The 11,593-nt window shown below is 24.9% G+C and carries 9 protein-coding genes and 1 tRNA gene; 3 read left to right on the plus strand and 7 right to left on the minus strand.

Features of this window, described 5'->3' with window-relative positions:
* Positions 1–15 precede the first annotated feature (15 nt).
* Complete coding sequence (locus HF996_RS02100; protein ID WP_168910417.1) at positions 16–2,736, plus strand: type I restriction-modification system subunit M; 2,721 nt, start codon at positions 16–18, stop codon at positions 2,734–2,736.
* A 19-nt stretch (positions 2,737–2,755) separates the two neighbouring features.
* Positions 2,756–6,142, plus strand: a complete 3,387-nt coding sequence (locus HF996_RS02105) for a type I restriction enzyme subunit R domain-containing protein (protein WP_168910418.1) — start codon at positions 2,756–2,758, stop codon at positions 6,140–6,142.
* 28 nt (positions 6,143–6,170) lie between these two features.
* Here HF996_RS02105 and HF996_RS02110 read toward each other — a convergent pair whose 3' ends face one another.
* From HF996_RS02110 to HF996_RS02120, 3 genes are all read right to left on the minus strand, one after another.
* On the minus strand, positions 6,171–6,998 hold the full coding sequence (locus HF996_RS02110; protein ID WP_168910419.1) for an MAGa7180 family putative nuclease: 828 nt from the start codon (positions 6,996–6,998) through the stop codon (positions 6,171–6,173).
* 79 nt (positions 6,999–7,077) lie between these two features.
* Entirely contained in the window at positions 7,078–7,743 is a 666-nt protein-coding gene (locus HF996_RS02115) for a chromate transporter (RefSeq protein ID WP_168910420.1), read from the minus strand.
* Positions 7,721–8,314, minus strand: coding sequence for a chromate transporter (locus HF996_RS02120; RefSeq protein WP_168910421.1), 594 nt, complete (start codon positions 8,312–8,314; stop codon positions 7,721–7,723). The genes HF996_RS02115 and HF996_RS02120 overlap by 23 nt, the downstream gene beginning before the upstream one ends.
* A gap of 80 nt (positions 8,315–8,394) precedes the next feature.
* On the opposite strand from HF996_RS02120, the gene HF996_RS02125 reads away from it, so the two are divergent.
* A tRNA-Trp gene (locus HF996_RS02125) sits at positions 8,395–8,469 on the plus strand.
* Positions 8,470–8,477: 8 nt separating this feature from the next.
* Here HF996_RS02125 and HF996_RS02130 read toward each other — a convergent pair.
* Genes HF996_RS02130 through gltX form a run of 4 tightly spaced genes read right to left on the minus strand, consistent with a single transcriptional unit; the run spans position 8,478 to position 11,592 of the window.
* Positions 8,478–9,245 (minus strand): TrmH family RNA methyltransferase, encoded by a 768-nt coding sequence (locus HF996_RS02130; protein WP_168910422.1) that lies wholly within the window; start codon positions 9,243–9,245, stop codon positions 8,478–8,480.
* Complete coding sequence (locus HF996_RS02135) at positions 9,232–9,759, minus strand: tRNA (cytidine(34)-2'-O)-methyltransferase (RefSeq protein ID WP_168910423.1); 528 nt, start codon at positions 9,757–9,759, stop codon at positions 9,232–9,234. The genes HF996_RS02130 and HF996_RS02135 overlap by 14 nt, the downstream gene beginning before the upstream one ends.
* A 1-nt stretch (position 9,760) precedes the next feature.
* Complete coding sequence (locus HF996_RS02140) at positions 9,761–10,156, minus strand: DUF1934 family protein (RefSeq protein WP_168910424.1); 396 nt, start codon at positions 10,154–10,156, stop codon at positions 9,761–9,763.
* Positions 10,147–11,592: a glutamate--tRNA ligase gene (gene gltX / locus HF996_RS02145; protein ID WP_168910425.1), complete on the minus strand. Its 1,446-nt coding sequence runs from the start codon at positions 11,590–11,592 to the stop codon at positions 10,147–10,149. The genes HF996_RS02140 and gltX overlap by 10 nt, the downstream gene beginning before the upstream one ends.
* Between the last annotated feature and the right edge of the window lies 1 nt (position 11,593).

Here is an 11,593-nt window from a genome sequence, read left to right on the forward strand (position 1 = left end):
AAATGAAAGGAAATTATGTCAAAAAACAAAAATATTCAAATAGAAACTAACAAAACACTTACTAAACAAGAACTTGGAAACAAAATTTGAGAAGCTGCTAATGAAATGAGAGGTTCATTAGAAATTACAGAGTATAAAAATTTCTTACTTGAACTTATTTTTTATAAAACTATTTCACAAAGATTTGAAGAATGATTTTTAAAATATAACGGAAGTATCGAAGACATTCAATGACTAAACGATGATTATTATGAAGATGAAAATTCAATTAAAAGTCCTTATTCTAAAAATGAATATGAAGAAATAAAAGAATCTGCAAATAAAAATTTAGGATATTTTATCCAGCATCAGTATTTATATTCTTCTTGAATGAAGGATAATGCAAGAAATTTTTCAGCAAGTTTACTAAATCGCTCAATTAACTCTTTTGATTCAAACTTAAGAGGAAAAAGTGAAAATTTATTTGAAAATATTTTTAAAACATTATCTGATGAGTTATACAAATTAAGTACAAACGAAGCAGAACAAACTAAAAAGTTAAAAAAGCTAATTGAAATTATCAAAGATATTCCTGTTAAAAAAGGACAATATGATATTTTAGGTTTTGTTTATGAATATTTAATAGGTAAATTTGCATCGTCTGCAGGAAAAAAAGGAGGTGAATTTTATACTCCTCACGAAATTTCTTTATTAATGGCAGAAATAGTAGCTTTTCACTTAAAACACAAAGACAATATTAAAATTTACGATCCAACTTCAGGTTCTGGTTCATTACTTTTAAATATAGGTGAAGTTTTTCAAAAATTTAATAAAAAGAAACACTCAGTCACCTACTATGCACAAGAAATTAATGAATCTACATACAAATTGACAAAAATGAATTTAATTTTGCACGGAGTTAATGTTTCTGAAATTCATGCAAGAAATGCTGACACTTTAAAACAAGATTGACCAATTGACAAAATAAATTCAACAGAACCTTTAAGAGTAGATTCTGTCGTTTCTAATCCTCCTTATTCATTAAAATGAGATACAGAAAATGCTGAATCTGATAAAAGATTTAGAAGCTATGCAGTAGCGCCTAAAGCTAAAGCTGACTTTGCTTTTTTACTACATGATTTATACCATATTAGTCCAGACGGAATTGTTGCTATAGTTTTACCTCATGGAGTTTTATTTAGAGGTGGAAATGAAAAAATAATAAGAGAAAGATTAATCGAAAACGCAGAAATTGATTCTATTATCGGACTACCATCAGATATTTTTTATGGTACTTCAATTTCAACAATAATTGTTATTTTAAAAAGAAAAACTAATGACGAAAAAAATCAAATATTATTTGTTGATGCTTCAAAATTGTTTGTAAAAGAAGGAAATAAAAACAAATTAGAAATTTCGCATATCAAAAAAATAGCTGATACTGTAAATAATAAAATTGAATTAAAAGACTTTTCAAGATTAGTAGATGTAAGTGAAATAAGAGAAAATGACTACAACTTAAATATTTCTAGATACTTAGATAATTTCAAAAAAGAAGAAAAATTTGATTTATATTCTACTATCTATGGAAATGTATCAGAGACAGAATTAGAAGAATTTAATGAATTTTTTACAAAGTTTCCAGATATTAAAAATCAATTATTAGAACCTACAGAAAAACAAGGTTATTATCTATTTAAAGATCCAGAAAATATTCAAGAAACAATATTTAATTCTTCTTCAGTTCAAAGTTATTTAACTTCCTATGATACATTAGGGAAAAGAATATATAATCTATTTAAAACAAATTTTACTAATTGAGATTTATTAAAAAAACTAAATAAAATCGAATTAGAAAAATTAATTATTAATTTTGTTTTTAATCAATTAGAAGAAATTAGCTTTTTAGATAAATATGATATTTTTCAAATTTTAATGAATTCATCTCTTGTTATAAATAATTATTTAGAATATTTTGAATTTAATAAATTTTCAGACAAAACAGATGAAGAAATTTTGGATTTTATTAAATCAACAGCACAGATAATAGAAAAAGAAAGAATAGTTTCTAAAAAAACCAAATTAAAAGAAGCAGTAATTGTTAAAGAACTAGAATCTTGAGATCATGAAATTATTCATCCTGATATGATTAGTTCAATATTTTTAGCTGTTAAATTAAAACAAAGACAAGAATATGAAGAACAAATTAATCAAATTGTAGATGAAATTGAATCAATTGTTGAGTCCATAAGTGATGAAGATAAAACAGATATGTACTTTGATTTTAAAGAAAAAGATGATGTTTGAAAGATTAGTATTCAAAAAATAAAAAAAGAAGCTAAAAAACTAAAAAGCGAACAAATTGAAGATAATTCTCTCGAGTCATGAATCTTACAAATAGATGAATTAGAAAATAATAGAAAAAATATCAATAATTTAATAAAAGACTTAAATCAAGAATTAATTTTGCAAACTTATAATACTTTTAAAACATTAACAAATGAACAAGTTATAGAAATTTTAATTTCTAATTGAACCAATCCTATAATAAATGATCTAAAATCTAAATCTAAAAAAATAATCTTAGATTTTGTTTTTAGATTTGAAAATTTACACAAAAAATATGAAGATGTTTTAGAAAATATAAACAGTGAAATAAAAGAAAATGAAGCAAATTTAGCTACTTTATTAACTGAACTCGATGCAAATCAATCAGATTCTATAGCTATAAATAAACTTATAAAAATTTTGAAATAAAATTTATAAAAGAGAAAATATGTTATATAAACCAGAAGAAAATGAAGCTAAATTTGAAGAAAAATTAATTTCTTTATTAAAACATTATGGCTGAGAAAATAGAGACCTTACTTTAAAACAAACCACTAATCAGTTTAATAATTCTGAATTAAATGATGTTTTAAAAAAATATTCTGATAATGTTTTAAAGCGAAAAGATGAACAAAGTTTAATTGAAAATTGAAAAGAAATAATTTATTTTAGAAATAGAGGAGAATTAAAATCAATTCCATTATCTGATTCAGAAATGGAACAAATATTAGATAAAGTTAACAAAAGAAATACAGTTGGTTTAAAAAATCAATTTATCATAAACGGTGAAGTAAGTATTACAAGAGATGCTGGAACAGCAGAGACTAATCCTGATTATGGTAAAACAAAATATTTGAATATATTTTCAAAAACTGATGTAAATCAAGGTAAAACCATTTATCAAATTGCACAACAAGTTGTAGACAAAAGAGCAAATAAGCGTTTTGATATTGTTCTTTTGATTAACGGAATTCCTGTAATACAAATAGAGTTAAAAGGTAAAAATAATTACGCCATAGATGCATTAGGTCAGATAAGGTCATATCATAAAGCCGGTGTGTATAAACAAGGGATTTTTTCACTTATTCAAATGTTTGTAGCAATGGATGAAAATGAAATGTTTTATACATCTAATAAAAATAATGCAGATGATATTGTAAATAAAGACTTTATTTTTAAGTGAACTGACGAAAAAAACGAAAAAATAACTTATTGAAAAGACATTGTACAAAGTTTTTTAAATATTCCAACATCTCACAATTTGATTGGAATATACTCAGCTTCAGATGATAAGGATATAAAAATTTTAAGACCATATCAATATTGAGCCATTGAAGCTATTGCTAGAGAATTTGAAAAGAATAATAATACTATTTGAAATAATAAAACGGACTTTATTAAAAAATGTGGATTAATTTGACATGCAACTGGTTCAGGAAAAACTTTAACTAGTTTTAAGACTGCTCAAGTTTTAATTGATAAAAATTATGCAGATAAAGTAGTTTTTTTAGCTGATAGAATTGCTTTAACTGATCAGACATTTCAAAATTATAGCGACTTTGCAAAAAATTGGAGCGAAGAAGTAACTAATTCTAAATACACTTCTTCTTTAAAGGATTTTCTTTTAAATAGTGATAAAAAATTACACATTAGTTCTCATCAAAAAATAAACAATATTGCTAAAGAACTTTCTCCGAGTGAAGTAGAAAAAATTAATTCAAAAAGAATTGTTTTTATACTAGATGAATCACATAGAAGTGTTTTTGGTGAAACTGCTGCAAATATTAAAAAAACATTTTACAATTCAGTATGAATGGGATTTACTGGAACTCCAATTTTCGAAATTAATAAAAAAGGTGAGCTACATTCACAAATTATCTTTGGGAAAATTCTTCACACTTATACTATGAAAAATGCGATTATTGATAATAACGTTCTGGGTTATAGTTTTAAGTATGTCTTTTTCAATGATTATAATTTTTGGAAATATGCATATGAGCAAGATATTTTAAGTGAATTAAATTATGATTTTGTAAAAGATTTTTGAAATCCAAATGAAGCTAATGAGCATAAAAAAAATACAAAAATAGAAAAAGTAAAACAGATATTAGAGTCAGATAAAGAATTTTCCGAAGATTACTTTAGCATTTTGCGCTTCGAAAATAAAAATAACGATGATATTGATAAAAATGAAAAGTTATTTGAAAAGTTTTTAGAGCCAAATTATCTGGATAAAGATGATCTATGACTTTGAAAACATTTAGTAGTAAAAAATATTTTAAAAACTTGAGATAGTTTTATGGCTAAAAAAAATATGTTTAGCGCTATCTTAGCAACAAATAGAATTGAAGATGCAATTGCATATTTTAAAATTTTTCAGTCATATTTAAATAAAGAAGGTGGTTGTTTCTATAAGAAAATTAAAGTAAGCGCATTATTTGATCCTAACGAATCATATACTGGTGATACTGAAGAAATAGAATTTAAAAGAAATGGAGTTGAGGATATATTAAAAAACTATAATGCTCTTTTTGATACTAATTGAACAATAGATACTTTTAGTAATTACAAAAAAGATCTTACTATAAGATTAGCTAAAAAGGGTCCTTATCAAGTTTCTTCTAACGATAATGCCACAAATTTTAATAATGATGGTAAAGACCATTTAGATTTAGTAATTGTGGTGAATCAATTACTTACTGGTTTTGATTCTAAATTCATAAATACAATTTTCTTTGATAAAAACTTAGAAGAAGAGCACTTAATTCAAGCGATTTCAAGAACTAATAGAGTATTTTTAAACAATATAAAACCTCATGGTAATGTTGTGTTCTTTAATAATCCATTTAAAATGTACAAAAACTTAATTCAAGCTCTTAATATTTATGGAAACATTAAATATGCAGATGTTTCCATTGTAGATTTTGATAAAGATAAAATATTTTGAGTGGTAGACCAAATAAACGAAAACTTTAATGCAATCAAAAAATTGTTTTATTTATGAGATATTCCTTGTTTTGAAAGTATTCCAAGCGATGAAGAACAAGATAATAAAATTCTTATTAAAAGTCAATTAGAACAGTTTTTATTATGCTGAATAAAAATTTACTATTTCACATTACAACTAAGAAATTTAGTAGATACTAAAGAAGAACAAGATTTTGTAAATGAAAATGTGCAGATTACAGAAAAAGAAAGAAAGGCACTTGAAGTTTTAGTTAGAGAAGCAAAAAGAAGATTTAAATCAATAAAAGCTGATAAATTTGAGTCTCCAATTATGGGAGAAGAAAGATTAATTAATGATTATATTTCTTCTTTTGGTAAAGATATTATCAATAAGGATAATATTCATCAATTTGCTTATTCAACAGAAAAAATTAAAAGATTAATAAAGCAAGATAATACATATGAACTAGAAGAAGAAATTAAAAAAATAATTTTTGAAATTAAAGATGATGAGCAAAGAGAATGAGCAGAGCACAACATAGATAAAGTAACTGATTTTCTTACCTCACAACCCAATGAAATTTCATTAGAAAATTTTTTAGAACAAGAAGTTATTAAACAAAATGAATATAATTTTAAAAATTGATGTGAAATTATTGGTTTTTCTCAATATTTTTGAATCAGAGAATTACTTAATAAACCCAAAGATGAAATTTTTAATTTTGGTAAAAACGAAGAAATACGAAGCATATGAGATTGTGGCAAATATAAACAATATTTAAAAGAATTAAATAAAGAAAATGTTCCAACAGGTTGCATAGCCTTATACAAAAATTTTCAAGGAGAACTTGAAGATTGATCAGATAAATTAAGTAGGAAAAAAGATTAAATAAAAACCAGTTAAAACTGGTTTTTATTTAATCAATTTCTACTTTAACTTTACCTTCTTTTCTTCATTTTTCAAGCAAATTCATTCATTGTTCTTCGTTTTCACATAGTAAATATTCTAAAATTTCAGCATCTTTTATAGAATTAAATTTTGGAGAAACACCAGAAGATGTATGTTCTAAATATCAAGTTTTAATTTGCGCTATATCATCTTCAACTTCTTCTTTGTTAACATTAAAAGAATATGTTTGTATTTTTCTTTTTTCAATAGGAAAGTTTTTAGGATCTATATAATCTTGTTCTTTTAAAAATGTTGCTACAATAGCAAATCTATCTACCTTTTTTAAGTAAGCGTACAACTGAGCTTGTTTTAAGTATTTTGGAGGTAAATTTTCTCCGTTTTTACCTCATTTTTCAAAGTTTTTTTCGCCCGTTGTCTTAATTTCGATTATAAGTTGTTTTTCTTGAATAAATCCATCAGGAATACCGCCAATTATCGGATCTTCTTTAAAATAATCATAGTTATATTTTTGTGGTGGAAACACTTCAACTTTTACTTTTAATTTTTTCTCAATCGCAGCTACTACTAAAGGCTCAATCGCTACCCCGGCATCAATATATTTGGTATCTAAAATAGGCATATCTAATTTTGATAATCTAATAAAAGCTTTAAAAGCTGAAGAATAATCATCAACTTCTAAAACCTCTCCGATTGAAGAACCACCTATTTTTTTAAATCCTGTATTAAAAGCAAATTCTTTGTTTAATAGCTTTTGATGAAATTCTTTTTCAAGAATCACTTCTTTTTTTTCTAAATCCACAAAGTATTCTTTTTTATTATAAAACTTCCTTGTCATATCTTTATTATATTAAAATTCCTTTTAAAATCTAAAATTGAATAAAATAAAAACTTTTTCTTTAGTTTGTTTACTTTTTTTATGCTAATCAAGGTTCAAAAACTATAAATGAACACACCAGTCCTGTTAAGAAAATAAAGAAAATAGGTACTTTTTTTCTGTACATAATAAATGAAGCTAATGTATAAACAGGGACGAAAACTAGTAAGACATAATATCTTCAATTTGCAAAAAAAGTGTTTTTTAACGAAGCTACATCACTATATCCTGCATATTGACCCATTGATTTATTAAAATAAATTTGAATAAAATAAATACTAATGAATAATTGAATTGCTAAACTAATCATAATAGCCGCGATTGCTGGCTTAAATAAAGAAAACAATTTTTTAAATCTAGGATTATTTTTATGTTTTTTTAAAACTTTTAAACCTAAAATAACTAATAAAATTGCTGGTAAACTAAAAACAAAGTAAAAAAATATTGATAAAAATATTCCTCATCATTGATTATTAGCTACAACTAATCCAGTAACTGCTGCAAATTTTAATGAAACAACTCCTGGTGTAGAATTTGTAATAGAAAAAATTTCTTGTATTCTGTTTTCATCTATTTGAGTTCCAAACTGATTAGCTAGAAATAGTCAAAATCAGTTAAAAACCGGCATAAAAACTTGTCCGCCACCAAAAACTATTAAGCAAATAATTATCAGTAAAAAAATACTAGTTATTATTACTAAAATCATCTTTTTTCTTTCTTATTTTTTTATAAACAAACTCAAATAATACATAAAGTATAAAAATAATTACTAATGAAATAACAGGTAAATTAAACGGTGCAGGAACAAAAATACAAAATAAAAATGTAAAAGTAAAAATTAAAATTACCAATGCTAGTGATAACTCTTTTTTACTTGTTTTTATATAGTTAACTCCAAACGCAATTAATATCCCAATAATAGCAGGCATTATTCCTATATTTATAACCAATAAGTATTTAGGCGGTAAGTAAGTTGAAGCATAAATCAAAACCAAAGCAAATAACATATGTGGAAGTAAAGCAAGTGTAGTTGCTAATATTCCTTTAAATTTGCCGAGCATTTTAATAGAAACAAAAGAAAACATTTGTATTACACTAGGTCCTGGCAATAAGTTGGTCATAATAACTACTTCATCAAATTCAGCAGAAGTTAGTCAATTATATTTATCAACAGAATATCTTTTAGCTATGGGCATAATTGCATTACCTCCACCAAAACTAATAAAAGATATTTTTAAAATAAATCAAAAGACTTTTCAAAATAAATTAACTTTCATATTTTCTTTCTTTTTATATTATAAATGATAAAGAAAAACTTATGAATTTTTAAAAATCAAGTATAATTTTATTTGGCTATAGAGGTGTAGTTCAATGGTAGAACAACGGGCTTCAACCCCGTGTGTTGCGGGTTCGACTCCTGTCACCTCTGCCATTTTTTTATTATCTTTTTTTATAATTTTGACTTGAAAATTCATAGAGTAAAATGGCATTGGCATTTGCTATGTTTAATGACTCAAAAACAATTGGAATATAAATTTGTTTTTTAATTTGTTTTTCTAATTTATCAGAAATCCCTGTTGATTCATTACCAAAAACAATTGCATATTTTTGATTATTATCAATCAAAAAATCCTTTATTTTTGTAGCTTTTTTTGATAAAAAAGTTCCCACTGATATAAAGTTATTATTATGTAATTTTTCAATAATATTCTCTAGATCTTCTACTCTTAAAATAGAAGTTTTAAAAATTGCTCCTTTTGAGGAACTAATTACTTTTGGATTATAAAAATCTACTCCTGAATAAATTAAAGAAAAATCAAAAGCAGAACAATTTCTAATAATTGTTCCTAAATTCCCTGGATCTTGTATATTTTCTAAAATAGCAATTCTTTTGTGTATAAAAAAATCTTCAAGTTTTAATATATCTAATTTTTTACATAAAGCCACAACTTCAGAAGCACTTTGATATGAACTAATTTTTTGCATTATTTGTTCAGAAACTAAAATAATGTCTTCATTTTTGAAGGATTTAAGTTCAAAATTAGGATTAGTTGTATAAATTTTTATTACTTTGTTGTACTCAAGAGCAAGCTCTAAATCCTTATAATTTTCTATTAAAAAACTATTGTGAATTTGTTGATATTTTTTTAATTTTAATTTAATTAATAATTTAATTTCTGGATTTTGTAATGAACTAATTATCTTCATTTAGAAAGTATTTTCCTTTTTGCACTTCATATAAAGAAAGTGATTCAAAATTAAGTTGTCTTAAAACTTCATAAATAACAATAACAACTGAATTTGCTAAATTTAAAGATCTTGATTTTGGTTGCATTGGGATTCTAAGACATCTGTTTAAGTTTTTAGACAAAATGGATTTAGGAATGCCTGTAGATTCTGTTCCAAACATTAAAAAAATGTCTTCATTTTTGTTTCTTATTTTTTTATAATCTACATCTGAATAAGTTTGAGTTGCATATCTTGTGATGTAAAAAATTTCTTTATCTTGGTATTTTTTTACAAACTCTTCATAGTTACTGTGAATTTCATGTTGAATGTCAGAAAGTAATTTGCCAGCAGCAGGTCTTTTTAAATATTTTGGTTCTAATTCAAAAGCAATAGGTTTTATAATATGTAATTTTGCATTTGTTGCAAAACAACTTCTTATGATATTTCCGGTATTTGGACTAATTTCAGGTTGATATAAAACAACATGTATCATTTTAGTTTTCTATCTCCAAACGTACAAAATATTGCCCTACAAGCTCGTTTTTCAAAGTGTGTAAAGTATAGTGAATATCTACTTGGTTTTCTTCTTCAGAAAGAAGTTGTAGTGATGATTCTAAAAACATTTGACCATGAGGAGTGTTGTATTCTATAGTTTGTTTTTTGTTTTTATCCAACAAAATTGTTGACATTTCAGTTATTAATAAAGCTTTATTTTTGTATATTTCTATTCTTAAAATACCTTTATTTTCAGGATTTGTAAAAGTATAGCTTGTAAATTCTTCTTGAGTATCAAAGCTGATTTCTTTTTCTCTTTCGAGTTTAGAGCTAAAAGATAATTTTTGGTCTTCAATTCCAGGACTTTTTATTGTAGATGAAAATTTTATAATCATTTTGCTAACCTTTTTAAAATTAAGTCTTTTCCTAATAATCAAATCACTTTAGCTAATTCAGGCCCTGATGATTTAAAAGTAGTTGCTATTCTAATAGGTAAAAGAAGCTTTTTACCATTTAAATTAGTAGCTTGTTTTGTTTTTTCAATCGCTTGTTCTAGCATTACAACACTAAAATCATTTCAATCTAAAAATGAAGTAAAAGTCTTTAGTAAATTATCATCAATTTGGCTATAAATTTGTTTATCTTTTTCATTTTGACATTCTTCTAAAATTGTGCTAAAAGAGTTTATTTCTATTTCTAAATCTTTAAAAGTAGCACAACTAGCTTTGTATGTATCAATCGCAAAATCTAATCAATTTTGTAAAGGATTTTGAAGGGTTATTTTAATATTTTCCTTTATTTGATCATTAGTTAATTGTTTAAAGTATTGTTTAGAAAATCATTCAAGTTTTTTATTATCAAATTTTGAAGGAGATTTCGAAAGTCTTTGGGGTAAAAATGCTGTGATTAGTTCTTCTTTTGTCATTAGTTCTTTAGCATCTTGAGAAGTTCAACCTAGTAAAGCTAAAAAATTAAAGATAGCTTGTGGTAAATAACCTTCATTTTTATAGTCTTCTATGAATTGAAATAAGCTTTTATCTCTTTTTGAAAGTTTTTTACCGCTTTGATCTGTAATAATAGTAAGGTGACCAAAATTTGGAAAATCTCAATCAAAAGCATCATAAACTGCTAATTGTTTTGGAGTATTTGAAATATGTTCTTCACCTCTTAAAACGTGAGTAATTTCCATATCGTGATCGTCAACTACTACTGCAAAATTATAAGTTGGATAACCATCAGATTTTATTATAACTCAATCCCCAATATCGTTTGAATTTACTTTAATAGGACCACGAACAATGTCGTTTCAAGCATATTCTTTGTTTTTTTCTAAAGCTAGTCTTATTGAAAATTGTTTGTTTTTGAACCTTTTTATTTTTTCTTGTTGAGAAATCTTCAACCAGTTTCTATCGTATCTAAAACTAAAAATACCTTGTTTTTCTTGTTCTTGCTTTTGTTGTTGCAACTCTTCAGGTGAATCAAAAGCTAAATATGCCTTTTTTTGTTCTATTAGTTTATGTGCTAAATCTCAATATCTTTTTAATTTTTCTGACTGGCGATAAAATCCATATTTTGGATTTTCCTTTGTAGGATATTCATCAGGAATGATTCCAAGCCAAAAAAGATTATCTAACTGAGATTTTTCACCACCAGCTACATTTCTTGCAACATCTGTATCTTCAATTCTTAGTATAAAATCACCTTCAAAATGCTTTGCAAATAAATAGTTAAACAAAGCAGTTCTAGCTCCTCCGATGTGTAAATAACCAGTAGGACTAGGTGCATATCTTGTTCTTATTTTTGAATTTGCTAAATCGATTATTTTTGACATT

It is taken from the genome of Mycoplasma sp. 1654_15, from assembly GCF_012516495.1.
Taxonomy (GTDB): Bacteria; Bacillota_I; Bacilli_A; order Mycoplasmatales; family Metamycoplasmataceae; genus Mesomycoplasma.